General features: G+C 65.6%; 28 protein-coding genes, 4 tRNA genes and 1 pseudogene. 22 read left to right on the forward strand and 11 right to left on the reverse strand.

Going from position 1 to position 23225, the window contains the following annotated elements:
• Window positions 1-53: 53 nt before the first annotated feature.
• Window positions 54-126, reverse strand: a tRNA-His gene (locus ACFQEY_RS16365).
• Between the two features lie 178 nt (window positions 127-304).
• Between ACFQEY_RS16365 and ACFQEY_RS16370 the strand changes: the two genes are divergently transcribed.
• The 6 genes from ACFQEY_RS16370 (at window position 305) to ACFQEY_RS16395 (ending at window position 5673) form a co-directional block, all read left to right on the forward strand.
• Window positions 305-760, forward strand: coding sequence for a DUF5814 domain-containing protein (locus ACFQEY_RS16370; protein WP_379770660.1), 456 nt, complete (start codon window positions 305-307; stop codon window positions 758-760).
• Between the two features lie 548 nt (window positions 761-1308).
• Complete coding sequence (locus ACFQEY_RS16375; RefSeq protein WP_465261637.1) at window positions 1309-2202, forward strand: COX15/CtaA family protein; 894 nt, start codon at window positions 1309-1311, stop codon at window positions 2200-2202.
• 211 nt (window positions 2203-2413) lie between these two features.
• Window positions 2414-3211, forward strand: a complete 798-nt coding sequence (locus ACFQEY_RS16380) for a basic amino acid ABC transporter substrate-binding protein (protein WP_379770662.1) — start codon at window positions 2414-2416, stop codon at window positions 3209-3211.
• 61 nt (window positions 3212-3272) lie between these two features.
• Window positions 3273-4004, forward strand: a complete 732-nt coding sequence (locus ACFQEY_RS16385) for an amino acid ABC transporter permease (RefSeq protein WP_379770953.1) — start codon at window positions 3273-3275, stop codon at window positions 4002-4004.
• On the forward strand, window positions 4001-4747 hold the full coding sequence (locus ACFQEY_RS16390; protein WP_379770665.1) for an amino acid ABC transporter ATP-binding protein: 747 nt from the start codon (window positions 4001-4003) through the stop codon (window positions 4745-4747). The genes ACFQEY_RS16385 and ACFQEY_RS16390 overlap by 4 nt, the downstream gene beginning before the upstream one ends.
• A complete protein-coding gene (locus tag ACFQEY_RS16395) occupies window positions 4747-5673 on the forward strand; it encodes an amino acid ABC transporter permease (protein ID WP_379770669.1) in 927 nt (308 codons plus the stop codon). The genes ACFQEY_RS16390 and ACFQEY_RS16395 overlap by 1 nt, the downstream gene beginning before the upstream one ends.
• Before the next feature lie 6 nt (window positions 5674-5679).
• Here ACFQEY_RS16395 and ACFQEY_RS16400 read toward each other — a convergent pair whose 3' ends face one another.
• A complete protein-coding gene (locus ACFQEY_RS16400) occupies window positions 5680-6753 on the reverse strand; it encodes a zinc-dependent alcohol dehydrogenase family protein (RefSeq protein WP_379770672.1) in 1074 nt (357 codons plus the stop codon).
• Between the two features lie 175 nt (window positions 6754-6928).
• Between ACFQEY_RS16400 and ACFQEY_RS16405 the strand changes: the two genes are divergently transcribed.
• On the forward strand, window positions 6929-8203 hold the full coding sequence (locus ACFQEY_RS16405; RefSeq protein ID WP_379770955.1) for a sensor histidine kinase: 1275 nt from the start codon (window positions 6929-6931) through the stop codon (window positions 8201-8203).
• 15 nt (window positions 8204-8218) lie between these two features.
• Here ACFQEY_RS16405 and ACFQEY_RS16410 read toward each other — a convergent pair whose 3' ends face one another.
• Together ACFQEY_RS16410 and ACFQEY_RS16415 are read right to left on the reverse strand one after the other, a co-directional pair.
• Window positions 8219-9742: a replication factor C large subunit gene (locus ACFQEY_RS16410; protein WP_379770674.1), complete on the reverse strand. Its 1524-nt coding sequence runs from the start codon at window positions 9740-9742 to the stop codon at window positions 8219-8221.
• A 43-nt stretch (window positions 9743-9785) separates the two neighbouring features.
• Window positions 9786-10070, reverse strand: a pseudogene (locus ACFQEY_RS16415) (hypothetical protein).
• A gap of 292 nt (window positions 10071-10362) precedes the next feature.
• On the opposite strand from ACFQEY_RS16415, the gene ACFQEY_RS16420 reads away from it, so the two are divergent.
• Window positions 10363-10701: a hypothetical protein gene (locus tag ACFQEY_RS16420; RefSeq protein ID WP_379770676.1), complete on the forward strand. Its 339-nt coding sequence runs from the start codon at window positions 10363-10365 to the stop codon at window positions 10699-10701.
• Window positions 10698-11417: a hypothetical protein gene (locus tag ACFQEY_RS16425; RefSeq protein WP_379770678.1), complete on the forward strand. Its 720-nt coding sequence runs from the start codon at window positions 10698-10700 to the stop codon at window positions 11415-11417. The genes ACFQEY_RS16420 and ACFQEY_RS16425 overlap by 4 nt, the downstream gene beginning before the upstream one ends.
• Window positions 11418-11902: 485 nt before the next feature.
• Here the strand turns inward: ACFQEY_RS16425 and ACFQEY_RS16430 are convergent.
• The 5 genes from ACFQEY_RS16430 to ACFQEY_RS16450 all read right to left on the reverse strand — a co-directional run bounded on the left by ACFQEY_RS16430 (window position 11903) and on the right by ACFQEY_RS16450 (window position 15350).
• A tRNA-Pro gene (locus ACFQEY_RS16430) sits at window positions 11903-11973 on the reverse strand.
• Between the two features lie 95 nt (window positions 11974-12068).
• Complete coding sequence (locus ACFQEY_RS16435; RefSeq protein WP_379770680.1) at window positions 12069-13103, reverse strand: RNA-guided pseudouridylation complex pseudouridine synthase subunit Cbf5; 1035 nt, start codon at window positions 13101-13103, stop codon at window positions 12069-12071.
• Between the two features lie 58 nt (window positions 13104-13161).
• Complete coding sequence (gene cmk, locus ACFQEY_RS16440; protein ID WP_379770683.1) at window positions 13162-13740, reverse strand: (d)CMP kinase; 579 nt, start codon at window positions 13738-13740, stop codon at window positions 13162-13164.
• A gap of 82 nt (window positions 13741-13822) precedes the next feature.
• A complete protein-coding gene (locus ACFQEY_RS16445; RefSeq protein ID WP_379770685.1) occupies window positions 13823-14320 on the reverse strand; it encodes a hypothetical protein in 498 nt (165 codons plus the stop codon).
• Entirely contained in the window at window positions 14310-15350 is a 1041-nt protein-coding gene (locus ACFQEY_RS16450) for a zinc-binding dehydrogenase (protein WP_379770688.1), read from the reverse strand. Before ACFQEY_RS16450 ends, ACFQEY_RS16445 begins: the two co-directional genes overlap by 11 nt.
• Window positions 15351-15636: 286 nt before the next feature.
• On the opposite strand from ACFQEY_RS16450, the gene ACFQEY_RS16455 reads away from it, so the two are divergent.
• From ACFQEY_RS16455 to rpsB, 13 genes are all read left to right on the forward strand, one after another.
• Window positions 15637-15722: transfer RNA gene (locus ACFQEY_RS16455), tRNA-Ser, on the forward strand.
• A 57-nt stretch (window positions 15723-15779) separates the two neighbouring features.
• Window positions 15780-16307: a 30S ribosomal protein S13 gene (locus ACFQEY_RS16460; protein WP_379770690.1), complete on the forward strand. Its 528-nt coding sequence runs from the start codon at window positions 15780-15782 to the stop codon at window positions 16305-16307.
• Entirely contained in the window at window positions 16304-16831 is a 528-nt protein-coding gene (locus tag ACFQEY_RS16465) for a 30S ribosomal protein S4 (RefSeq protein WP_379770693.1), read from the forward strand. Before ACFQEY_RS16460 ends, ACFQEY_RS16465 begins: the two co-directional genes overlap by 4 nt.
• A gap of 6 nt (window positions 16832-16837) precedes the next feature.
• Window positions 16838-17227: a 30S ribosomal protein S11 gene (locus ACFQEY_RS16470; protein WP_004046448.1), complete on the forward strand. Its 390-nt coding sequence runs from the start codon at window positions 16838-16840 to the stop codon at window positions 17225-17227.
• 1 nt (window position 17228) lies between these two features.
• A complete protein-coding gene (locus ACFQEY_RS16475) occupies window positions 17229-17981 on the forward strand; it encodes a DNA-directed RNA polymerase subunit D (RefSeq protein ID WP_379770697.1) in 753 nt (250 codons plus the stop codon).
• Between the two features lie 149 nt (window positions 17982-18130).
• Window positions 18131-18215 (forward strand) — tRNA-Leu (locus ACFQEY_RS16480).
• A 39-nt stretch (window positions 18216-18254) separates the two neighbouring features.
• Window positions 18255-18608, forward strand: a complete 354-nt coding sequence (locus ACFQEY_RS16485) for a 50S ribosomal protein L18e (protein ID WP_379770699.1) — start codon at window positions 18255-18257, stop codon at window positions 18606-18608.
• On the forward strand, window positions 18605-19054 hold the full coding sequence (locus ACFQEY_RS16490; protein WP_379770701.1) for a 50S ribosomal protein L13: 450 nt from the start codon (window positions 18605-18607) through the stop codon (window positions 19052-19054). The genes ACFQEY_RS16485 and ACFQEY_RS16490 overlap by 4 nt, the downstream gene beginning before the upstream one ends.
• Window positions 19048-19446 (forward strand): 30S ribosomal protein S9, encoded by a 399-nt coding sequence (locus ACFQEY_RS16495; protein WP_050024943.1) that lies wholly within the window; start codon window positions 19048-19050, stop codon window positions 19444-19446. Before ACFQEY_RS16490 ends, ACFQEY_RS16495 begins: the two co-directional genes overlap by 7 nt.
• A gap of 12 nt (window positions 19447-19458) precedes the next feature.
• Window positions 19459-19653 (forward strand): DNA-directed RNA polymerase subunit N, encoded by a 195-nt coding sequence (locus ACFQEY_RS16500; protein WP_004595259.1) that lies wholly within the window; start codon window positions 19459-19461, stop codon window positions 19651-19653.
• A gap of 2 nt (window positions 19654-19655) precedes the next feature.
• Window positions 19656-19835 carry a DNA-directed RNA polymerase subunit K gene (locus tag ACFQEY_RS16505; RefSeq protein ID WP_379770704.1) on the forward strand — a complete coding sequence of 60 codons (180 nt, stop codon included), beginning with the start codon at window positions 19656-19658 and terminating at the stop codon, window positions 19833-19835.
• Window positions 19835-21037, forward strand: coding sequence for a phosphopyruvate hydratase (eno, locus tag ACFQEY_RS16510; RefSeq protein ID WP_379770706.1), 1203 nt, complete (start codon window positions 19835-19837; stop codon window positions 21035-21037). The genes ACFQEY_RS16505 and eno overlap by 1 nt, the downstream gene beginning before the upstream one ends.
• Before the next feature lie 16 nt (window positions 21038-21053).
• The gene (rpsB, locus tag ACFQEY_RS16515) at window positions 21054-21878 is read left to right on the forward strand and encodes a 30S ribosomal protein S2 (RefSeq protein ID WP_379770709.1); all 825 of its coding nucleotides are present in this window, start codon (window positions 21054-21056) and stop codon (window positions 21876-21878) included.
• 116 nt (window positions 21879-21994) lie between these two features.
• On the opposite strand, the gene ACFQEY_RS16520 is transcribed toward rpsB, so the two are convergent.
• Both ACFQEY_RS16520 and ACFQEY_RS16525 read right to left on the reverse strand, forming a co-directional pair.
• Complete coding sequence (locus tag ACFQEY_RS16520) at window positions 21995-22339, reverse strand: DUF4870 domain-containing protein (RefSeq protein ID WP_379770711.1); 345 nt, start codon at window positions 22337-22339, stop codon at window positions 21995-21997.
• Window positions 22340-22398: 59 nt separating this feature from the next.
• The gene (locus tag ACFQEY_RS16525; RefSeq protein ID WP_379770714.1) at window positions 22399-23016 is read right to left on the reverse strand and encodes a mechanosensitive ion channel domain-containing protein; all 618 of its coding nucleotides are present in this window, start codon (window positions 23014-23016) and stop codon (window positions 22399-22401) included.
• Between the last annotated feature and the right edge of the window lie 209 nt (window positions 23017-23225).

The raw sequence follows: 23225 nt of genomic DNA on the forward strand, positions 1-23225 counted from the left end.
GGTCGCGGTGTTGCTTGCCGTCCGTCCTCCCCCGTCACTTCGTTCCGCAGAAGGTCCGGGTGCGAGAATCGAACCCGCGTCTCAGCCTCCACAAGGCTGAAGGATAGTCCACTACCCTAACCCGGACACGCGTCGATATCTATCCCGCTTTGATAAATAACCGTTACGACTCCCGGACGGGCGTGTGACGGGGTGCCGTCCGGCGGATCGCGGGAGGGATCGACAGCTCGCCGGGGCGTCGACCGTTCGCCGAGGTGTCGACCGCACCGCTTTTGGCCCGCGACGGCGTACGTGATAGCAACTCGTGGCGTTCACCGATAAGATCTACGTGAAGAACCACCGGCAGCTCGCCTCGCAGTTGGAGACGAGCATCCCCAAGGGCGCGTTCGCCGGCGCGACCCTCGACATCCTCTACAGCGGCGACGGCCTCTCGAAGCTCGACTCGACGACGCGGGACCGCATCCTCGATTTCGCGGAGGACTTCCTCGATTGCGACTGTCAGGCGAATCCCTACTGCGGCTGCCCCGAGGAGAAGTTCATGCGGTACGTGTTGGAGCTTCGGGCCGAAGGACTCGGTCCCCAAGCGATCGTCGACGTGATGACCGACGACTACATGGTGTACGCGTACACCGGCGACGTGCTCTCGTTTCTGGATGATTCGGTCCGCAACCTGGAGGCGATCGAGACGCTCGCCGACGTCGATGACAACGAGGAGATGTCCGAGCGAGCGCGACGGGCGAAGCGCGAACTGTCGGGATAGAACGATGCGGCGAGCGGAAGTTTGTTGGTTCGACCGTTTGTTTATACGTGATCGGTGCTCGCTGTAGAATAATGGGTGTTTTCAAAGGCCCAACCGCTCGCTTATAAGTGGTCGTTGCTGGCGCGGTGAACATTCACAAAGCCCCAGCCGCTCTCGGCTCCCACAGCTCGCTGCGGTCCTCAGTCGGTCGCTTTCGCTCCCTCCTTGCGGTTCTTGCATCGCTGGGGTTCGCCGAGAGCGACTGCCCCTTTGAGTCCCACCCCGCACCGCTCCGCAACCGCACCTCACGCCTCCCCAGCCTCGTCGGACCGGCGCGGTTGCGCCGGTCCGACTCCCTCGCACGGTCGTTCGCGGGCCAGAGGCCCGCTCACGGCGTGCGCCACCGCACCGAACGTTCATTTATAAGTATCCGTCGCTGCCGTGCATGTTTATTTAAAAGTATCCGTCGCTGTCGGTGGGCTGTGCTAATCGCCATCCCGCTTGTTCTTGGTTCTCACTCGCGTGGAGCGGCCGAACGGTCTAAGTGCGCTCGCGTCCGAACGCGGCCAATGAGTCTTCGGCCCGCGTGGCTGACGTTCAGGCGATACGCGGCGGCGACGACGGGGATGACGCTGACGCTGTTCGCGCTCGGCGTCTACACCGCGGCGACGGGGTCCGGACTGGCGTGTGAGGCCCAGTGGCCGCTCTGCTCGGATCAGCTCATCCCCGCGCTGACGATCAACCCGGACTTCATCGAGTGGTTCCACCGCGTCTGGGCGATGGTCACCGGTTTCCTCATCATCGGCGTCGCCGGGTGGACGTGGCTCGGGAGCTTCGACCGCCGGACGCGACTGGCGGCGACGCTCGCGGTCGCGATCTTGCCCCTGCAAATCACGGTCGGCGCGATCACCGTCACGGTCGGCGGGCTGGTCCCCGGCGGGTACGCGGTCTCGACGCACGCCGCGCACCTCGTCGTCGCGCTGGCGATATTCACGCTGCTCGGACTGGCGACGATCTGGGGCGGCGGGCGCGGATCGCCCCGGCTGTTCCGGATCGCGACCGGTATCGCCGTCGCCGGAATCGCCGTCAGCGCGGTCTTCTCGCGGGCGGTCCCGTTCGTCACGTACTCGCCGGGCGCGCAGGCGGGCTTTTACGTCACCGGACTCGCGGGTCACCTCGGCCTCGTCGCCGCCGTCGCGTACGCCACGGAGGCCGCTCGCACCGGTTACACGGGGGTGAGCCGGTCCGCCGCGAAAACGGTCCGCGCGCTCGCGACGGGATCGATGGTTGCACTCGTCGGGACGCTGCTTCTGGGCCGCGATCTGGTGTTGTACACGACCGTCTGGCAACGGCTCAACCTCGCCGCGCTCGGCGTCGCCGTCGCCCTCGCGACGGGTGCGGCGTGGATCCTCCGGGCGGCCGACGACACCGGACAGTCCACCGAACCGATCGGCGGCGACTGAGACGACCGACGGCAGCCGACTCCACCGAGAGCGACTGATCCCAGCGGCGGCTATCTGACTCCACCGATAGCGGCCGATTCGATCGGTGATCCAAATTCTTTCGCCCCATCGATCCACAACTCTCCGCATCGATCGGGCAGAATGTCGGAAACGGACTCGGTGTACGGTTCGAGGAGGAAAGGTTGAAATCAGTTCCCGTTCTCCCACCGGTATGTCATACCGCACGCAGACCGAGATGAGCCGTCGGACGTACCTGAAGCTCACCGGAGCGTCGAGCGCCGTCGGACTGACCGGCGTCGCCGGGTGTCTCGGCGACGAAAGCACCACGATCACGCCGGGGACCGCGCCCGGGTTCCCGCCGTTCGAAATGCAAGAAGACGGCGAACTGATCGGGTTCGACATCGACCTTCTCGAAGCCGTCGTCGCGGAGACCGACTACGAGCTCGGCGAGTGGGCGACCTTCGAGTTTGACTCGCTCATCCCCGCGCTCACGCAGAACGAGGAGATCGACGTCATCGCCGCCGCGATGACGATCACCGAGGATCGCCAGGAGACGATCGCGTTCTCGGACGCGTACTGGGAGTCCGACCAGGCGGTCCTCGTGCGCGAGGGCGGCGACTTCCAGCCGTCGGCGTGGGAGGACTTCGAGGGCGCTCGCGTGGGCGCGCAGTCGGGAACGACCGGTGCCGACCAAGTCCAGACGAACCTCATCGACCCCGAGATCATCTCCGAGGACGACTACTCGTCGTACGACAGCTACGTGTTCGCGGTCGAGGACCTCGCGAACGAGAACGTCGACGCGGTCGTCATCGACCTGCCGGTCGCGGAGACGTTCGCGGCCAGCCGCGACGTGGAGGTAGCGTTCATCGAGGAGACCGGTGAGGAGTTCGGCTTCGGCCTCCGGCAGGGCGAGTCCGAGTTCCAGTCAGCGCTGAACGACGGGCTGGCGACCGTCCGCGACGACGGGACGTACGAGGAGATCACCAACACCTGGTTCGGGCAGGAGTAGGATGTCCGTCGCGGGGACGCTCGCGCTCGCCGCGGTGGAGAGCCTCTGCGCCGCGATCGAAATGGCGATGACTGACGGCTTCGCGACGCTCGCGTTCGTCGGCGAGGCCGCCGACTGGGAGTTCGTCGCCCGGAACGCCGACTACCTCGGCGTGGGGGCCCTGTTGACGATCGGGCTTACGGTCGCGTCGATCCTTCTCGGATTCATCGTGGGATTCCCGGCCGGCGCGATCGAGGTGTACGGCGACGGCGTCCTCAAGCGTACCGTCACCACCGTCGGCGTCGTCCTCCGCGGCACCCCGATCGTCGTGATCCTCATCGTGATGTACTTCGTCGTCGGCGTCCCGCAGGTCAACCTCGGTATCGCCTCGCTGTCCTCGGCTGTCGTCGCCGGGATACTCGGACTCGGCTTGCGGAGCGCCGCGTACCAGTCGCAGATCTTCCGGGCGTCGCTCGCCAGCGTCGACGACGGCCAACTGGAGGCGGGCCGTTCGATCGGCCTCTCCCGGTTCGATGCGGTTCGGTACGTCGTCGTCCCGCAGGCGCTTCGGCGGTCGATTCCGGGATTCCAAAACGAGTTCACGATCGTGTTGAAGGACACGAGCATCGTCTTCGCGATCGGTCTCGCAGAACTGCTGACCCGGGGATACGACCTGTTCTCGGAGCGAACGACCGCGGTGCTGGAAGTCATCCTGTTCATCAGTGCAATCTACTTCGTCCTCACGTTCACGACGAACCGTGCACTCGATTACCTCGGCGACCGCTACGCGCTTCCGGAGGGCGAGTCGGCGTGAGTGACGACGACTTCCTCCGAGTGGCGGACGTCTCGAAGTGGTACGGCGACGAGCAGGTGCTCCACGACGTCTCCTTCGAGATGGACCGCGGCGATGTGACCGTCCTGATCGGTCCGTCGGGCTCCGGAAAGTCGACGATGCTCCGCTGCGTCAACCGCCTCGCGGAGGCCCAAGAGGGGTCTATCCGCCTCGACGGCGAAGAGGTGCTCTCGCCCGACCTCGACGTCAACGAGCTTCGCCGAGAAGTCGGGATGGTGTTCCAGGGGTTCAACCTGTTCGCGCACCTGACCGCGGTGGGCAACGTCGCACTCGGTCCGCGACGCGTGCTCGATCTGTCGGGGGCGGAGGCTCGCGAACGCGCGGAAGCACAGCTCGAACGCGTCGGTCTCGGCGACCAGCTCGACTCGTACCCTGCGGAACTGTCCGGGGGACAGCAACAGCGGGTCGGCATCGCCCGCGCGCTGGCGATGGAGCCGAAGCTGATGCTGTTCGACGAGCCGACGAGCGCGCTCGACCCCGAACTCATCGGCGAGGTGCTCGAGGTGATGCACGGGCTCGTCGACGAGGGGATGACGATGCTCGTCGTCACTCACGAGATGAGTTTCGCCCGCGCGGTCGCCGACGAGATCGTGTTCCTCGACGACGGCCGCGTCGTCGAGCGTGGTCCGCCCGAACAGCTGTTCGAACGACCCGAGAGGGATCGGACCGGCCGATTCCTCGAACGCATCGCGAGTCACGACTGATGGCCAGCGCGACGAGACCCGCGGCGGTCCGCGAACGCGTCGCCGAGTCGGACCGCTCGGCCGGCCGGACCCTCCTCCTCGTCGCCGGGGCGCTGTTCTGGGGCTGGCTCGCTGTCAGCTGGCTCAACCGCTGGCTCGGCGGCGTCGTCGTCCCGGTCGGCGAGCCGCTTGTCGCGCCCGGGGCCGTCGAAGCGGCGCTCGCGGCGGTCCCCGGAATCGCGGCGTACGCGGCCGACGCGGCGTTCGTCGTGGAGCTCTCCCCGGACGTCGCTCGCGGGACGTGGCTCACGGTCGTCATCACCGCTGTGAGCCTCTTCGTCGGGTTCTTCATCGCCGTCCCGCTGGCGGTGGCTCGCGTGTACGGTCGGATCTCGTCGTGGCTCTCGTTGGCGTACACCGAACTGCTGCGCGGGACCCCGCTTTTGGCCCAGCTGTTCGTTCTCCACTACGGGCTCGATCTCGGGGACTACGTCCCTGAATCGCTCTCGAGCGTGTTCCCGCGCAACGTCGTCTGGGTGGCGATTCTCGGATTCACGCTCAACGGGGCCGCCTATCAGGCGGAGTACATCCGCGGTGCTTTAGAGAGCGTCGAGGAGGGACAGATCACGGCAGGCCGCGCGATCGGCCTCTCGAAGCTGGAGACCATTTACTACGTGGTGCTCCCGCAGGGGCTCCGGTACGCGATCCCGTCGTGGACCAACGAGTTCGTCTACCTGATCAAGTACTCGTCGCTGGCGGCGTTCATCACGGTCCCGGAGCTCTACTACCGAGCCGACCAGATCGCCTCCGAGACGTTTCGATACACGCTCATCTTCCTCGTAACGGGGGCGATGTACCTCGCGTTGGTTCTCACGGCCTCGAAGCTGATGGCCCACGTCGAGGACCGCGTCGCGATCCCCGGGTTGGGAGCCGAACGAGAGGAGTGAGAGGAGTTATCGTCCGAAGTCGGTGACGACCTCGACGCCCCGCGCGTCGTACTCGCCCATCGCGGCGAGCCGCTCCGAAACCTCGGAGAGCGTGAGCTCACGGCCCACCAGCGCGCCGGGAGCCACGTCGGTCGCCTCGACGAGCGCGAACAGGTCGTCGTAGTTCGTCGGCGGCATCCCGCGAGCCCCCACGAACGACACCTCCCAGCGGGTCATCCAGTCGGTCGGCAGCGACACCTCGCCGCGCTCGGCCTCGGTAGTCAGTCCCACCTGCACGTGGGTCCCTCGCGGCCGGACGGATCGGACGGAGTTGCGACACGTCTCGGCGATCCCGAGCGCGTCCACCGAGACGTCGACCCCGTCTTCGGTGAGATCGCGAACCCGATCCGAGACGGACTCGTCGCTCAGATCGGTCGGGTTCACGACCGCGTCGGCACCGAGATCGTTCGCGAGCGAGAGCGCGCCGTCATCGAGATCGATCGCGACCACCCGTGCGCCCATCGCGTCGCCGAGCTGCACCGCGGAGAGCCCGACGCCGCCGCACCCGTGAACGGCGAGTTCGTCCCCGCCGCGCAGCCCCGCCCGCTCGGCGAGCGCGTGGTACGCGGTCATGTACCGACAGCCGAGCGCAGCCGCGGCGGTCGCGTCGAGCCACGGCGGTCGTTCGACGAGGTTGTAGTCGGCGGCCGGCACCGCGACGCGCTCGGCGAACGCGCCGGGCGCGTCGGGCTCGAAGCCGAGCGCGCGGCCGTCCGCGCAGACGTTTCCGCGCCCCCGCCGGCAGTACGGACAGGTACCGTCGCCGAGCGAGAACGGGACCACGACGCGGTCGCCCGGCTCGAACCGGTCGACGCCGCGGCCGACCGCGACCACCTCGCCCGCCGGTTCGTGTCCGAGGACCTGGCCCCGCGGGACGCGGTCGTCGGCCCACTCGCCGTGGCCCATCCACGCGTGCCAGTCGCTTCGGCAGACGCCACAGGCGTCCACGCGGACCACGGCGTCGTCGAGTCCTGCTTTCGGCTCCGGCACCTCACGGATCGCCAGCGGTTCACCGTACTCGCGGAGGAGTGCCGCGCGCATACGACGACCGACGCGAGGCTGCATCAAAACTGTCCCCCTGTCGAGACCGTCCGACACGTTCCACTGAAATATCAGTTAAATCCACTCCACGGCCGCAGATACTAATGTCCAATGACATGATGGTTAAATAAGGCTTATACCGTACCAATGTAAGATTCCGAATGTGTCTCAGCCGATGGAGGAGCGTCCGGGGATCGCGTATCGCCGTCCCACCGGCGATCCGACTCGGTTCATCGTCGAAGCTGCAGGCGAGTCCCGACTACGTGCCGAGGCGCTTCCGCGGAGCGACTGGCTGCAGTTCGTCGCCGAAGCAGACCGGAATCGGCTTCGGGAGGCGCTCGACGACCGGACCGTCGACGTCACCTACCGGCTCACGATCGACGGAGAGCCGACGTGGGTCCACGAACGCGGATCACGCGACGGAGACGGCGACGTCGTCGGATATCTCTTCCCAGCTGGCGAGCGGGTAAAGCGGCGACGAGCCCTCGAACAGCAGCACGAACGTCTCGAAGAGTTCGCGAGCGTCGTTTCACACGATCTCCGCAATCCGCTGTCGGTCGCCGTCGGTAACATCGACCTGGCCCGAGAGCTCGATGAGGAGGCGGCAGACGAGCGACTGGATCGCGCCGCCGACGCGCTCGGCTGGATGGACGACCTCATCTCCGATCTCCTCGCGCTCGCACGCGAGGGCCGGTCGGTGGAGGAGACCGCCTCGGTGGACCTCCGCTCGGTCGTCGATCAGGCGTGGCGGACGGTCGGCGACGCCGCGGACGCGGCGCTCGTGATCGACGAACCGCTTCCCCGCGTCGAGTGCGATCGGAGTCGTCTCCGTCAAGCGCTAGAGAACCTCTTCAGGAACGCGATCGAACACGGGACGGACGATCGAACCGCCGGCGACCGCGACGGAGGCGGCGAAATTCCTCCCGGGACGTTCGTCCCCGCGGATCGCGGCGGGGAGAGAACCGGTCGGGACGCTCGGACCCCGAGCGGTGACGGCAGTCCGCGCACGGGATCCTCCTCCGCGGACCCGGCGGTCCGCGTGTTCGTCGGAAGCCGTCCAGACGGATTCTACGTCGCCGACGACGGCTCCGGGATCGGCCCGTCGGAGCGCGAGTCGGTGTTCGAACCCGGTCACACGACCGCGGACGACGGCACCGGGTTCGGACTGGCCATCGTCGAACGGATCGTGGAGGCCCACGGCTGGCGTGTTTCCGTCACCCAGAGTCGAGCGGGCGGCGCGCGCTTCGATTTCGATGACGTCGACGTGGCCGATCCCGAGATCGGCACGGAAACGATAGATTCCGTCCCCGGCGACGATGCCGGTCGTGATACCGACGATCACACCGGTCGCGGCCCCGGACATCACGCCGACCTCGACGCTAGTGACCACGCCGACCTCGACGCTAAAGACCACGCCGATCGCGATCCCGGCAGTCCGACGAGCGAGTGACGCCGTCGCCGTTTCTTAAATAAAATCGGCGAGGCCGGCCTGTCCGTCGTCGCCGTCATCGCTACCGTCATCGCTGCCATCGTCGCCGCGTACGTCGCCGTCACCGTCTCGCGCTTCGTCCCCGTTGGTGCCGCCCCCGTCTCCCGCTTCCGTTTCCGTTTCGCCGGTAGCCACGCCGTCTCCATCGGCGGGAGCGGTCTCGTCCAGTCGACGGCTACCGCCAGCGAAGGCACCGTCGGCGTGATCCTCCATCAGCTCCTCGCGAAGCGTCTGTGCGTCCTGGACGATCGATTCGACCTTGTTAGTCGACTCGCCGGAGCCGGTGACGAAGGCGACGCCGGCCGCGTCGAGGTCGTAGGCCGCTGCCATCGCCACGGTCAACTCTCGCGGCTTGCAGTGATGCGTCAGCGCTTCGAGGAAGGGCAACACCTCGCGACGTGCGGTCGCGATGCTACACCCGCTGGCGACGGCGATCCGACCGACGACTTCGTCGGCGGTCGCGTCCGAAGAAGCCCAGAACTGCGGGCGGCCGTAGCGGGTCCACCCGTCCTTCGTCCCGTCGCGCGCGGCGGCGACGCCCGCGGCCGCGTTGTCGGTCGCGTAGCGCCAGTACGAGTAGTTCTGCGTGGCGCGCACGCGGCCGAGCCAGACGTCGGCGTTCGCGAGGAAGTCGTACGCTCGGACCGCCTCCCTTGACTCGTACACGTCGAGGACGTTGTTCTCGATCCACTTCGTGAGGTCGTCCGGCGTTTCATCGACGGCGTACGCCGACTGAAGCGCCTCCTCCGCGGACTCCTCTTTTAACACCGCATCGAGGAACGGGAAGAGACCCAGCGCCTTGTCACGGTCGCCCGTGACGACGTCCTCGACCGCGATCGCGTCGCGGCCCTCGGTCGCGGCCTGCAGGTCGTTGATCGCGCCGCGGAGGTCGCCGCGGTTTCGCTCGGCGATCCGTTCGAGCGCGTCCGATTCGAACTCGATCCCTTCCTTCCGACAGACATCCCGGAGGACGGGAACGATGGAGCGCGCGGAGACGTCGCGGAACTCGATCTCCTGGCAGGCGTTGCGCAGTCCGCGGGACATGTCGTAAAAGTCGTTGGCGATGAGGACGATCGGCTGGCCCGACTCCTTGACCAGCTTCGTGATCGCGCTCGCGCCGCCGCGGTCGTAGTTGCCGTGGATGTTGTCGGCCTCGTCCAGGATGACGAGCTGACGGGAGGCCGTGTCGCCGCCGCCGGCCCCGCCTCCGGCCGCGCTCCCGCCGAGAGTGGCATTGCGTGCGGCTCGCCCCGCGAAGCGCTCGATGACGTCGGCGGTGCGCTGGTCCGAGGCGTTCAGCTCGACCGTCTCCCAGCCCATGTCGTTCGCGAGCGCGTGAGCCGCGCTCGTCTTCCCGACGCCCGGGCTCCCGTGGAGGACGACGGCCTCGCGGTGGTCGTCCCACGAGCGCGCCCAGTCCGCGAACGCGTCGCGAGCCTTGTCGTTGCCGCGGACCTCTGAGAGCGTGCTCGGGCGGTACTTTTCGGTCCAATCGGCCATTACCGGTGCAAGGAGCGAGTCGCGTTTAGTGGTTGCGGAGTGGTCACTCGTCGAGGGTGTCCTTCAGGTCAAACCGAGGGGTCCTCCCGTCGTACGCTTCGTCGCTGGTGACGGTCGTGTCGTCGTCGGACTCGACGAGATTCGCGGCGTTCGTCACGACGTGCTTTGTGTCCCGGTCCTCGCGGTACGTGACCATCAGCAGTTCGATGAGCGTGAACTGTGAGGTCCAGAGATCCTCTCAGTGTTCGCGGTACACAGACACGGCCGCGTCGCCGAGCAAGTCCTCGTCTTTGATCAGCGCCAGTAGGAAGTCGGTCTCCGCGTACATTCGGTGACCGGCCCCGTCGAACGTTGCTTCTCGGCCTTCCTCGCGAGGTTCGTCGTCGTTGTCGCTCGTTGCTCGTAGTCACGTAGTACGGTTTTGGCGGGTATCGTTATTCTTGACTGCCTCTCAAGGATCTCGAACAGCCCGACGACGGGGATACGGTGAATATACAGACAGGTTGTAATTTTTACACTTCGCGGGCTTTCAAATGCAGCAGTCGACTGTATAATCGCTCCAATCAGTTGTCGATCCGGCAAACCCATAAATAAGTACGAACCCACAAAGTCGTACCACTATGGGTGTTGGATTAGTTTCGGTTATTTCTGGAATCGTCGAGAGTTTTGGGATCTACTACACGCTTTCCCACGTGTTGTTCATGTCCACGCTATTCTCATTAGTTGCATTCCAGATTATACAGTCGCCAACACCTCGGGTACTTAGCGTGATCTTGGTACTTCCAATTGGTCTGTTCCAGTTGTGGCTGCTCCAAATTGTCTATGCATCACTCCCTGTCCCACGCATTATATTCGGAATAGACGTGATGGACTTCCCAATTGCAATTTATGTGCTGATCTTCGTCGGTGGATTCTTGGGAGAAGTTTCTAACGGGATTTTGCGGGGATATGAGTCATGATACCACTGATATCTGTGTTCGTGGACTATGTTCCAGCGGTTGGACTAAATCTACTCATACTTGGAGCGTTTGTAATTGTTGCATCCGCATTCCAGAGTACTCGGACCGACCTAGATACCTGGAGAGATAACGGGGTCGCCCCGCCATCGAAAAATCTCCTACTGATCCTTGCAGTAATGGGAGGTGCTGGAGCAGCGTTCGGTATTGTCCATCTTGAGCGTTCCTACCCTCTCTTTCTGATAGGTGTTTGTATCATCGCTACAAAGTACATCCAAGGCCTTGCTGCGATCATCATTTACCGAAAAGTTAAATTCGGCCTGCGGAACCAGACACTAGACCTTCCCGGAACCGATTTTATTACGAAAATAAAGGTTAAATTAGTAGGTTTGTTTTTGTTTCTCCTCGTAGGATCGCTGATCGCGGGTCTCATCGACATAGGATACCTCGAATATTCCGTGAGCAAATTTGCAATCGTTCTTTGGACACTATTTGTTCTCATTTATACGGTCATCGGGCTCTCCCTCAGGTTTGTGGGAACCGACACGGATCAGTCGTACATTTTCATAGCCGGAGTGGTCCTATTCCTCTCTGGTGCTGAGATTTATAATATGAGTACTTTGTTTAACGATGTTCTTGTCTTGGTTCTCGGAATGATCTCATACAGCTACGGTTATTGGAAGCATGCGTTTTCTTATATGAACACACAGGATTTGTAATCTGAAGTATTGGAATTCGTGGCTCTGTTGAAACCCTCATCAAGAGACATAATTGGACCCGTTTCGCTCAGTACAGGAATCTTGGTGAGTGGTTGCGGGAGTAGGGATCGCAGACCGCCGCCGGCGAAGTAGTATATAAATGAACGAGCGCGGCAGCACCGGCTGCTTATAAATGAATACTGCGGTGGCGTCGCCGGCGGCGGAGCCGCCGGCTGCAAGCGAGAGCTTCGCTCTCGCCCTGCGCCTCCGAGCGCTCGCTTTTAAGCGAGCGCTCGGAGCCCGCGAGGGAGTCCGTCGCCGTGAACGCGACGGAAGTCACTCGGGACGTAGGACTCACATAATCGGTACCGGTTACGTCGGCACCCCCCACTGAGGGGGATCATCGGCCACCACCGCTCGAGAATTGGTCGACTACCGTAGGAATCTGAACCGCAAGGCCGCGCCTCGACGGGCGGGTACTTCTGATGAGAAGTGTTTATTTCTGATGGGACCGCTGAGAGTCGAACTCAGGTCCTACGGACCCCATCCGCAGAGGATACCACTACCCCACGGTCCCTGTCTGCATCCGAGAAGATGGGAGTCCCGTAATTAAGGACTTCGCTTCGGTCGCCCGGTCTGTCGCGGACAGACGATCGCTCTGCAGTCGTGCGATCAGACGAGCACGCGCTCCAGCAAGACGACGAGCCCGGAGTCGGCGTCGGGGTCGCCGACGAGCCGTCCGAGACACACCGCGCTCCCGTCGGGAGTGTGGCAGGCGACGAGCGGCGGCTCGCCCCCTTCCGAACCCGATTCGGTGTCGGCTGCCTCGGTATCGGTTTCGACATCCTCGGCATCGATGATCCCGGGGGCGTACACGGGCGCGCCGGTGGCCACGTTGCGCGCGGCCGAGGGCGCGATCGTGATCGACGGGAGGTGGACCAGCGCCTCCTCGGCCGGGCGGACGACCTCGCGGAGGAACGTCTCGTCGCCGTTCTCGGCCCACGCAAGCGCGTCGACGAGATCCTGCAGCGGATGGAGGTCGCTATCGTCGAACGGGTCGGTGGCAGTCCGACGGAGGTGGCCCATGTGCGCGCCGACGCCGGTCGCGAGACCGATGTCGTGACACAGCTTCCGGACGTACGTCCCCGATTCACACCGAATTCTGAGGAGGGCCTGCCGACCGTCGACCTCCAGCACGTCGAGGCCGTGGATCGTGCGGGTCCGGAGGCGTCGGGTCACCGCGCTCTTTCGCGGGGGCTTCTGGTAGATCTCCGCCTCGAACTCGGCGATCACGTCGCGGAAGTCGGCGGGAGGCTCCCCGTGGAGTTCGAGCACGGAGACGTACTCCTTCGTCCCCTCCAGAAACACCTGCGCCGCCCGGGTCGCGTCCCCGGTCAGCGTCGGGAGACAGCCGGTGACCTTGGGGTCGAGCGTGCCGGCGTGCGCGACGCCGTCGATCGGAGGACCGTCGGGGTCCAGCACCGCCAGCGTCTCGTTGATCGCGTCACGCACCCACGCGGAGAGTTGGTGGGAAGAAGGGCCTGCGGGCTTGTCGACGTTGATGACGCCGAACCGGAGCAGCTCCGGGATCGAGCGCTCACCGGGCGGAGCGCGGAGGAGACCCTCTTCGCCGTCGCCTCTGGCGGCACCTTCGGCGACTCCTGTGTCTCCGGCACTTTCGGCGTCGTCGTCGGCTGGTGGGGTCATGGTTGGGTATCAGTCGCGTGTGAGATTGGGGTCGTGTGTGAGGCGACGGCCGCGCGGATCAGAAGTCGTAGCTCACGCCCTCGATGGGTGCCTTTCCCTCGTCGTCTGCGGGGTCGTAGGCATCGACGGTCGCGACGAGGACGTCGAGGAAGCGGTCCGGGCTCCACCGTGCGGTGTTGTACGCGGCGTCGTAGATCGAGAGATCCCCGATGTCGATGTCGTAGTATTCGCGGTACCGCTTTCGCTCCGAGGCCTCGCGGCGTTCGGTCTCCGCCTTCGCGCGGTCGACCGGTTTCCCCTCCCGCTCGGCGATCCGCTCCGCGCGGATCGAGACCGGCGCGTCGAACCAGAATCGGAAGTCGGCGTGGTCAGCGGAGAGCCACCCCGCCAGCCGCGATTCGAGGACGACGTCGTCGCGGGTGGTAGCGATCTCGTGGAGGCGTCGGTCGAGGTCGCGGTCTATCTGGGGGTCCTCCTCCGCGAACTCGTTGAACTCGACGGGCGTCATGTCGCGTTCGGCCGCCATCTCTCGGAAGATGTCGCCGCCGGAGACGTGATCGAGGCCGAGCGCGTCGGCGAGTCCGGCGGCGTTCGTGCTCTTCCCGCTTCCCGGCGGGCCGGAGACGGTGATCAACATATCGCTACTGCGCGGGTGTCGTTCAAAACGGTTGTCGTTCGGCGCTCGCGGCGGATTCGAAGGGGGAGACGTCCGTCGGCGACTACTCGTCCCGCGTCGCCGCGGTCATCGACCAGACGGCGACGAGTCCGAGCAGGACCGCGGGGACGAGCGGCAGCGCAAGGTACGTCGCGAAGAACGTGAAACCGAACGCCCCCGCGGCGTACGGATAGACGTAGATGATCCCGGGGATGACGAGGACGCAGGTGAACAGCACGGCGGTCAACGCCCATCCCTTTCGGCCGAACCCGTCTGCTTCCGGCTCGGCCACGCTCGGGTCGACCGCGGTCGGTGTGGACGCGCCCGGACCGGCCGCGGTCGGGGTGGATCCGGTCGGTGTGGACGCGGTCGGATCGGACGCGACCGAGTCTGTTACGGCCGAATCGACGTCCCCGTCGCTTTCGTCCCCATCCGTGTCGCCGGGCGTGTGCACGTAGCCGTCGGGCGAATCGTCGGACGAATCATCCGACAAATCACCGGGCGAATCATCGACCGAACTGTCTTCGGCGGGTTCTCCGTCCGCGTCGGTCTCAGAGCTCACTGTCCGGTTTTACCACCACTTTGCCAAAGCCCTCACGGTTTTCGAGCATCTCGTGGGCGCGGGCGGCCTCGCTCATCGGGAGCGTCTCGCGCACGTTCGGCTCGAAGGTACCGTCCCAGACGAGTTCGAGGACGTCGTCGACCTCGCCGGGGGTCGCCATCGTCGAGCCGATCACGGACAGCTGGTTCCAGAAGATCCGGTTGAGTCCAGCGCCGGGGTTCGGTCCGGTCGTCGCGCCGCAGGTGACGAGCCGGCCGCCCTTCGCCATCGACTTCAGTGAGTCGGGGTAGGTTGCCTCGCCGATGTGGTCGACGACGACGTCGACGCCGCGCCGGCCGGTCAGCTCCGCGATCTCGTCCGCGAAGTCGTTCGTCTCGTAGTCGATGACGTGGTCTGCACCGCAGTCCTCGGCGTGCGAGAGCTTCTCCTCCGTGGAGGCGGTCGCGAACACCTCACAGCCCGCGTGGTCGGCGATCTGGACCGCCGCGTGGCCGACGCCGCCGGAGGCACCGAGGACGAGGACCTTCTCGCCGGCTTCGACGTCCGCGCGTGTGTGAAGCATCCGCCACGCCGTCTGAAAGACCAGCGAGGCGGAGCCGGCGACCTCCCAGTCGACGCCGGCGGGGACCGGGACGAGATTCTCCGCAGGGACGGCCGCGAGCTCGGAGTGAACGCCGCGCTGGTGCTCTCCGATGATCCGGAAGGAGGGACACAGCGACTCCTCACCGTCGCGGCAGAACTCGCACTCCCCGCAGGAGACCCCGGCACTCACGGCGACCCGATCGCCCGGCTCGAACCGCGTCACACCCTCGCCGACGGCGTCGACGACGCCCGCCGCGTCGCTGCCGGGAATGTGCGGCATCTCCAGATCGATGCCGGGTAACCCGCGTCGCGTCCAGATGTCGAGATGATTCAACGCGCCGGCCTTGACGTCGACGAGCACCTCGCCGCGCGCTGGCTCGGGTTCGGGGAACTCGTCGTATTCGATGACGTCGCGGTCGCCGTGTGAACCGAACTGAACGGCCTTCATACCGTCCCCCATCCGCGGCATCCACTAAACCTTACGCCAAGCGGTTTCGATTTCCCCTCCCGGGATCCGCGTCGTGCGTGAGTGACGGTCTCCACCCGTTCGGCCCGGATTTCCATCACCTCATCCGGACCCATCCATCCGTGAAATTCTGACCATCCATCCGTGAGATACTGACCCATCCCCCCGCGCCTTTCGTGATGTTTAAGTAGCGAAAGCGGGTCCCTACGGATGCACGAACTGCAGGGGCACCGGGTCCCGAGTCCACGAGGGCGATGATACGACGCGAGTTGCGGTAGCCAAGCCTGGCCCAAGGCGCAGGGTTGCTAACTCTGTGGCGTCACTGCCTCCGGGGTTCGAATCCCCGCCGCAACGCTCGAACGGACCGAGCACCGCCGGATTCGCGCCGGTAGGACTCACCACAACCAACACATGAGCACGGAAGAATCACAGGACGACTCGCCGGAGGAGGAGGAAGACCTCCAGTACTTCGTCCGGATCGGGGGCGCGGACCTCGACGGAACGAAGACGGTCGAGCGAAGCCTGTCCGAACTCGACGGCATCGGCACGCGCACGGCGCGGCTGGTCGCCGAGAAGGCCGACGTGGATCGAAACGCCACGTTCGGCCTCCTCGACGAGGGAGATATCGACGCGGTGGTCGACATCGCCGAGAACCTCGAAGACCACGTCCCGTCGTGGATGACGAACCGACAGAACGACTTCTACTCCGGGGAGACGACGCACCTCGTTGGCACCGACGTCAGCGAGAAGCGTCGCCACGACATCAACCGGATGAAAGTCATCGAATCGTACAAGGGCGTACGCCACAAGCGCGGCCAGAAGGTACGCGGTCAGCGCACGAAGTCCACGGGCCGGTCCGAGGGCACCATCGGCGTCAACGTCGAGGAGATCCGCGAGGAGATGGCGGAAGAGGAAGCAGCGGAGGCTGACGACGAATGAGCACCGGAAAGAACACCAAGGGCTACGAGACGCCGAACCACCCGTACCAGGGCGAGCGCATCGCCGAGGAGTCCGACCTCCTCTCGCGGTACGGCCTGAAGAACAAAGAGGAGTTCTGGCGCGCGCAGTCCGAACTGCGCAGCATGCGCCGCGAGGCTCGCCGGCTGCTCGGCGAGGCTCAGGGTGACGTCGACGCCGCACAGGACGCCGGCGCGGAGTTCGTCGCGCGACTCCGTCGGATCGGTATCCTCGGCGACAACGACGACATCTCCGCGGTCCTCTCGCTGGACGTGACCGACCTGCTCGAGCGCCGTCTTCAGACGGTGGCCTACCGGCAGGGGTTCGCGTCCTCGACGCAGCAGGCCCGTCAGTTCATCGTTCACGGCCACATCACCGTCGACGGCGCGCGCGTTACTCGTCCGTCGGTGAAAGTCGACGTGGACGACGAGGGCACCATCGCCTTCGACGAGAACAGCCCGCTCGCGGACGATCTCCACCCCGAGCGTGCGGAGTCACAGGAGTAACCTACCATGAGTGAATCCGAGGACGGAAAGTGGGGCATCGCCCACGTGTACGCATCGTTCAACAACACGCTCATCACGGTCACCGACGAGACGGGTGCCGAGACGATCGCCAAGTCGTCCGGCGGCACCGTGGTGAAACAGAACCGCGACGAGGCGTCGCCGTACGCCGCCATGCAGATGGCGGAGGTCGTCGCCGAGCGCGTCAAGGACGCTGGCCTGGAAGGCGTGCACGTTCGCGTGCGCGGACCCGGCGGCAACCTGAACAAGTCCACCGGTCCGGGTGCACAGGCGACGATCCGCGCGCTCTCGCGCGCCGGCGTCGAGATCGGCCGGATCGAGGACGTCACGCCCATCCCGCACGACGGGACGAAGGCACCAAAGAACAAGCGAGTCTGACATGACGGAAGCAGATTTCGACGTTGAGTACGTCGAACGGGACGAACGGAGCGCGCGGGTGCTGATCCGCGGGCTCACGCCGGCGTTCGCGAACGGTATCCGCCGCGCGATGATCGCCGACGTCCCGACGTTCTCGATCGACACGGTCCAGTTCGTCGAGAACTCCTCCGTCATGTTCGACGAGATGATCGGTCTCCGTCTGGGACTTGTCCCCCTGACGACGCCGCTCGACGACTTCGAGGTCGGCGACGAGGTTACTCTCGCGCTCGACGTCGAAGGCCCGGCGACGGCGTATTCAGGCGACATCGAGAGCGCGGATCCGCTCGTCGGGGTCGCAGACGAGAATGTCCCGATCATCGAGCTGAAGGAGGGACAGCGACTGGAGTTCGAAGCCACTGCCGCGTTGAACACCGGCAAGGAGCACGCCAAACACCAGGGCGGCGTCTCCGTCGGCTACCGACACCTCCAGCGCGTCTCGGTCGAGGGTGACCTCGGCGAATTCGACGACAACGAGCCGAGAATTCTCCGCGGCGTCATCGAGACGCCCGAGGGTGACGTCGTGCTCACGGACGAGTTCGACAACGACCTCTCGGAGAAGTACCCCGGGAAGGAAGTCAGCGTCGAGGATGTTCCCGGTGCCTTCGTCTTCCACATCGAGACGGACGGCTCGTTCAGCGTCGAGGAACTGCTGCTCCGCGCTATCGACTCCATCGAGGAGCGCGCGGACGAACTACAGACGAAAGTCGCAGTATAACGTAATGACGGACCTTCGAACCGCACGCCCGGCGCTCGCCCCTGCCCGTAGTCGCGACGCCGCAGTTGGATCCGACGCCGTGTCGGGTCGTCCCGCAGACGGCGGGACCGAAAGTGGTTTGAAGGGAGCCGGATTACCCAGGAGTGCACGCAGGGATAGCCAAGTCAGGCCAACGGCGCAGCGTTCAGGGCGCTGTCCTGTAGAGGTCCGCAGGTTCAAATCCTGCTCCCTGCACTCCGTTTTTACCAACTCTCCATTTCAGGAGGGACAGCTATGAGTAGCAAGACGAATCCGAAACTACAGAACCTCATCGCCGATCTGAAGTCGGTCTCGCGCGACTCCGGTGCCAACGTGTGGCAGGACATCGCGAGCCGACTGGAGAAGCCACGGCGCACGCACGCTGAGGTCAACCTGGGCAGAATCGAACGGTACGCTCAGGAAGACGAGACGGTTGTCGTCCCCGGCAAGGTGCTGGGCAGCGGTGTGCTCGAAAAGAACGTCACCGTCGCCGCCGTCGACTTCTCGGGAACTGCCCGCACGAAGATCGATCAGGCCGGCGAAGCGGTGTCGCTAGAACAGTTCGTTGAACAGAATCCCGAAGGGAGCAACGTCCGGGTGATTCGATGAGTCTCGCGAAGATCGACGCGGACGTCGTCGTCGACGCCCGAGACTGCATCCTCGGCCGCGTCTCCTCGGAGGTCGCCCAGCGCGTCCTCGACGGGGAGACGGTGGCCGTCGTCAACGCCGAGCGCGCGGTCATCACCGGCAACGAGGAGGCGACGATGGAGACGTACCACACCCGCGCTGAGCTCGGCTCCGACAGCGGGCCATACTACCCGAAACGCCCCGACCGAATCTTCAAGCGCGCCATCCGCGGCATGCTGCCGTACAAGACGGAGGACGGTCGCGAGGCGCTCTCCAACGTGCGCGTGTACGTCGGGAACCCCTACGAGCGCGACGAGGACGCCGAGAGCGTTGTCCTCGACGGCACGTCGCTCGACCGCCTCTCGAACATCAAATTCACGACGCTCGGTGACATCTCCGAGTCTCTGGGAGCCAACGTCACATGGTAACTAACACCTCAGGCAAGAAGAAGACGGCCGTCGCCCGCGCCACGGTGCGCGAGGGCGAGGGTCGCGTTCGCATCAACTCCCAGCCAGTCGAGCTGGTCGAACCGGAGCAGGCGCGGCTCAAGATGCTGGAGCCGTTCCGTATCGCGGGCGAGGAGCTTCGCGACGGCGTCGACATCGAAGTCAACGTCGAGGGCGGCGGCTTCAGCGGACAGGCCGACGCGACGCGGACCGCCATCGCGCGCGGTCTCGTCCAGCACCTCGGCGACGCCGAGCTGCGCGACGCGTACATGAACTTCGACCGCACGCTGCTGGTCAACGACGTGCGCCAGTCCGAACCCAAGAAGTGGGGCGGACCGGGCGCGCGTGCCCGTTACCAGAAGTCCTACCGCTAAGGTGATCCAGTCATGATGATCCCCGTCCGGTGTTTCACGTGCGGCAACGTCGTAGGTGAGCACTGGGAGGAATTCAAAGAGCGGGCCCGCGAGGGCGACGAGGACCCCGGCGAGGTCCTCGACGATCTCGGGGTCGACCGGCACTGCTGTCGCCGGATGATGGTCAGCCATCGCGACCTCGTCGACGTCGTCTCGCCGTACCAGTAACCATGTCAGGACAGAGATACAATCGGTACGAGAAAGCGCGGATCCTCGGTGCGAGAGCGCTGCAGGTGTCTTACGGGGCCCCCGTGCTGATCGAGACGAACCAGACGGAGCCGATCCTCGTCGCCGCCGAGGAGTACGACGCCGGGGCGCTTCCCTTCACCGTCCGGAGGGAGTCCAACTGATGACCCGAATCACCGGCGTCTCGCTGCGTCGCGTGCTCGACTCCCGCGGTAACGCCACCGTCGAGGCCGACGTGCTCACCGAGTCCGGCGGCTTCGGCCGCGGCGCGGCACCCAGCGGGGCGTCCACCGGCGAGTACGAAGCGATCGAGCTACCCGCCGGCGAGTCGATCGCGGCGGCCCGCGAACACGCGGTCCCTCGCCTCGAAGGGCTGTACGCGGGCGATCAGCGCGCGGTCGACGGTGCGCTCCGCGCGGCCGACGGCACGGACGACTTCTCCGCGATCGGCGCGAACAGCGCGGTCGCGATCTCGATGGCGGCCGCGAAGGCCGCCGCCGACGTGCTCGGTGCCCCGCTGTACCAGCACCTTGGCGGCGCGTTCCGCGGTGACAACTTCCCGATTCCGCTCGGCAACGTCGTCGGCGGCGGGGAGCACGCCAAGGAGGCGACCCACATCCAGGAGTTCCTCGCAGCGCCGGTCGGCGCGCCGAGCGTTTCGGAGGCCGTCTTCGCGAACGCCGCGGTCCACGCGGCGGTCGCGGACGTGCTCGACGAGCGCGGCGTGCCCGCGGCGAAGGGCGACGAGGGCGCGTGGGCACCACCGATCTCGGACGCGGACGCGTTCGAGGTCGTTGAAGAGGCGGTCGACCGGGTCGAGGACGACGTGGGATTCGAGATCCGCTTCGGGCTCGACGTGGCGGCCGCCGAACTGTACGACGCCGACGAGGGCGCGTACGTGTACGGCGAGGAGACGAAATCGACCGACGAGCAGGTCGAGTACATCGCCGGCCTCGTCGACGAGTACGACCTCGCCTACGTCGAGGACCCGCTCGACGAGAACGACTACGAGGCGTTCGCGGAGCTGACCGACCGGGTCGGCGACCGGACGCTGATCTGCGGCGACGACCTGTTCGTCACGAACGTCGGGCGGCTTCGGGAGGGGATCGACGTCGGCGCGGCAAACAGCATCCTGATCAAGCCGAACCAGATCGGGACGCTGTCGGACGCGTTCGACGCGGTCGAGCTCGCCGCTCGGAACGGGTACGAGACGGTCATCTCGCACCGGTCCGGCGAGACCGAAGACACGACCATCGCACACCTCGCCGTGGCGACCGACGCCGGATTCATCAAGACCGGGACGGTCGGCGGCGAGCGAACAGCCAAGCTGAACGAACTGGTCCGCATCGCGGACGACGCGGTATGACGGGCCCACACCACGCATGAGTGAAGACAACGACGCGGTCGAACTCGACGACGACGCGGAGACCGAGGCGGTCGACGCGGCGGTCGAGGAGGAGGCCGACACGACCGAGGAACCGACCGCCGACGCGGCCGCCGCCGGGGCGTCCGCCGACGCCGAAACAGGTGCGTCCGCCGACGCCGAAGCCGACGCGGAGGCGGGCGACGACGCCGCGGACGAGGAGGACGCCTCCCCGTTCGACGACGACGTCATGCCCGACGACGACGTCGACCTGCTGATCCCCGTCGAGGACTACCTCTCCGCCGGTGTCCACATCGGGACCCAGCAGAAGACGGCCGACATGGAGCGGTTCATCCACCGCGTCCGCGACGACGGCCTATACGTGCTCGATGTGAGCACGACGGACCAGCGGATCCGCACCGCCGCGGACTTCCTCTCGAACTACGATCCCGAGCAGATCCTCGTCACGTCCTCGCGGCAGTACGGTCGGTTCCCGGCCGAGAAGTTCGCGGACGCTATCGGTGCTCGCGCCCGCACGGGACGCTTCATTCCGGGCACGCTGACGAACCCCGACTACGCCGGCTACATCGAGCCGGACGTCGTCGTGGTGACCGACCCGATCGGCGACGCGCAGGCCGTCAAGGAGGCCATCACCGTCGGCATCCCGGTCATCGCGATGTGCGACTCCAACAACCAGCTGTCGAACGTCGACCTCGTCATCCCGACGAACAACAAGGGTCGCCGCGCGCTCTCGGTGGTCTACTGGCTGCTCGCCAACGAGACGCTCGACCGCCGCGGCACCGACACCGTGTTCGCCCTCGACGACTTCGAGGACGAACTGTAACGCGGCTGTTCTACTTCGACTTCGAGTTCGACTTTTCGCGACGACAACCGCATTCCCCAGATAGCGACGGGACTCGTCGCCGAGGGATTCGTCGAAAAGGGGTCGTGGCGCGCGTTCTACAGCAGGTCGATCGTGAGCGGGTAGCTCCAGGTTTCGCCGTCGGCCGCCTTCACCGCCGCGATGACGATGAACACGAGGTCGATGAGGCCGAGGATCGGGAGGAGCAGGATCCCGATCCCAACGAGGATGAGAATGCCCGCGACGATCGAGTAGATCGTGAGCCATATCTGCCAGTTGATGGCGTTGCGCGCGTTCTCCTTGACGAACTCGTCGTCCGTGACGAGGAGGACGACGAGCGGTCCGATCAGCCACGTGAACAGCGCGAGAATGTGGGTGATCGCCGCCATGGAGGTGTTTCCGGACGATGAGCCGTGACCGCCGGCCTCGGATACGGAGGACATGACTTCGATGTCCACAGCCGCATACTTAATTGTGGGTAATTCCCCAGCTGTGGGGTAGTTCACGCGTTTCCGAGAGCGCCTGACTCGGACCCGTCGGTCCCGGATGCATTGACCCCGGATGCGTCGGGTTCCTCGTCGCCGTCGACCGAATCTCGCGTCCACCGGGACTCGATCTCTCGGTTCGCGAGGACGACCCGGTCGCCGTCGTCGGTGTCGATCCGCGTCTTCCGGAGTTCGATCGCGGCGACGGTCCCCGTCACGCCCTTCGCCTCGACGCGGTAGCCGGGGTTGAAATCCGGATCCCGGAGGAGATAGACCCCGGCGACGGTGTCCTCGATCATCTCGGAGAGCGCGTAGGAGACGCCGAGCGCGATGAACCCGACGGCGGTGCCGAGGCTCGCCGCGATGTCGCCCATGCCGACGATTTTGAGGAACGTGAGCGCGACGCCGAACCACAGGAACACCGCGACCACGGTCACGATGAGGTCGCCCACGAGTTCGCGGTCGTCGACGTACAGCCGCCCGATCGACGTCCGAACGAGCGCGAGGACGATCCTGACGGTGACGTACGCCAACGCGAGGAAGACGAATCCGGACAGCGCTCTGGGAATCGCGGCGAACACGCCGTCGAGGAAATCGGCGAGCGATCCGGAGAGCAGCGACAATATCGGCATCATGCCGTGCACGACGACGGGCGACGGTGAAAAGGTACGGGCGAGCGGTGCGGCAGCGGTACGGGGGTTCGTCGGTGCGGCGACGCGGCGGTACGGTGGTGCAGCAGCGCCGCGATGCGGCGGTGCGACAGCGCGGCAGTGGACGGTTCCGTCGGACGCGGCTTCCGTCGGGGCGGCCCGCCAAGCGCAACGCCTGTAAGCCCCCGGGGAGA

The sequence above is a fragment of the Halorubrum trueperi genome (assembly GCF_042662525.1).
Lineage (GTDB): Archaea > Halobacteriota > Halobacteria > Halobacteriales > Haloferacaceae > Halorubrum > Halorubrum trueperi.

Coding starts and splice junctions, on each gene's coding strand:
- ACFQEY_RS16375 (WP_465261637.1), top strand. CDS start 1,309: ATGAGTCTTCGGCCCGCGTGGCTGACGTTCAGGCGATACGCGGCGGCG.
- ACFQEY_RS16380 (WP_379770662.1), top strand. CDS start 2,414: ATGTCATACCGCACGCAGACCGAGATGAGCCGTCGGACGTACCTGAAG.
- ACFQEY_RS16385 (WP_379770953.1), top strand. CDS start 3,273: ATGGCGATGACTGACGGCTTCGCGACGCTCGCGTTCGTCGGCGAGGCC.
- ACFQEY_RS16395 (WP_379770669.1), top strand. CDS start 4,747: ATGGCCAGCGCGACGAGACCCGCGGCGGTCCGCGAACGCGTCGCCGAG.
- ACFQEY_RS16400 (WP_379770672.1), bottom strand. CDS start 6,753: ATGCGCGCGGCACTCCTCCGCGAGTACGGTGAACCGCTGGCGATCCGT.
- ACFQEY_RS16405 (WP_379770955.1), top strand. CDS start 6,929: ATGGAGGAGCGTCCGGGGATCGCGTATCGCCGTCCCACCGGCGATCCG.
- ACFQEY_RS16410 (WP_379770674.1), bottom strand. CDS start 9,742: ATGGCCGATTGGACCGAAAAGTACCGCCCGAGCACGCTCTCAGAGGTC.
- ACFQEY_RS16420 (WP_379770676.1), top strand. CDS start 10,363: ATGGGTGTTGGATTAGTTTCGGTTATTTCTGGAATCGTCGAGAGTTTT.
- ACFQEY_RS16425 (WP_379770678.1), top strand. CDS start 10,698: ATGATACCACTGATATCTGTGTTCGTGGACTATGTTCCAGCGGTTGGA.
- ACFQEY_RS16435 (WP_379770680.1), bottom strand. CDS start 13,103: ATGACCCCACCAGCCGACGACGACGCCGAAAGTGCCGGAGACACAGGA.
- cmk (WP_379770683.1), bottom strand. CDS start 13,740: ATGTTGATCACCGTCTCCGGCCCGCCGGGAAGCGGGAAGAGCACGAAC.
- ACFQEY_RS16450 (WP_379770688.1), bottom strand. CDS start 15,350: ATGAAGGCCGTTCAGTTCGGTTCACACGGCGACCGCGACGTCATCGAA.
- ACFQEY_RS16460 (WP_379770690.1), top strand. CDS start 15,780: ATGAGCACGGAAGAATCACAGGACGACTCGCCGGAGGAGGAGGAAGAC.
- ACFQEY_RS16465 (WP_379770693.1), top strand. CDS start 16,304: ATGAGCACCGGAAAGAACACCAAGGGCTACGAGACGCCGAACCACCCG.
- ACFQEY_RS16470 (WP_004046448.1), top strand. CDS start 16,838: ATGAGTGAATCCGAGGACGGAAAGTGGGGCATCGCCCACGTGTACGCA.
- ACFQEY_RS16475 (WP_379770697.1), top strand. CDS start 17,229: ATGACGGAAGCAGATTTCGACGTTGAGTACGTCGAACGGGACGAACGG.
- ACFQEY_RS16485 (WP_379770699.1), top strand. CDS start 18,255: ATGAGTAGCAAGACGAATCCGAAACTACAGAACCTCATCGCCGATCTG.
- ACFQEY_RS16490 (WP_379770701.1), top strand. CDS start 18,605: ATGAGTCTCGCGAAGATCGACGCGGACGTCGTCGTCGACGCCCGAGAC.
- ACFQEY_RS16495 (WP_050024943.1), top strand. CDS start 19,048: ATGGTAACTAACACCTCAGGCAAGAAGAAGACGGCCGTCGCCCGCGCC.
- ACFQEY_RS16500 (WP_004595259.1), top strand. CDS start 19,459: ATGATGATCCCCGTCCGGTGTTTCACGTGCGGCAACGTCGTAGGTGAG.
- ACFQEY_RS16505 (WP_379770704.1), top strand. CDS start 19,656: ATGTCAGGACAGAGATACAATCGGTACGAGAAAGCGCGGATCCTCGGT.
- eno (WP_379770706.1), top strand. CDS start 19,835: ATGACCCGAATCACCGGCGTCTCGCTGCGTCGCGTGCTCGACTCCCGC.
- rpsB (WP_379770709.1), top strand. CDS start 21,054: ATGAGTGAAGACAACGACGCGGTCGAACTCGACGACGACGCGGAGACC.
- ACFQEY_RS16520 (WP_379770711.1), bottom strand. CDS start 22,339: ATGTCCTCCGTATCCGAGGCCGGCGGTCACGGCTCATCGTCCGGAAAC.
- ACFQEY_RS16525 (WP_379770714.1), bottom strand. CDS start 23,016: ATGATGCCGATATTGTCGCTGCTCTCCGGATCGCTCGCCGATTTCCTC.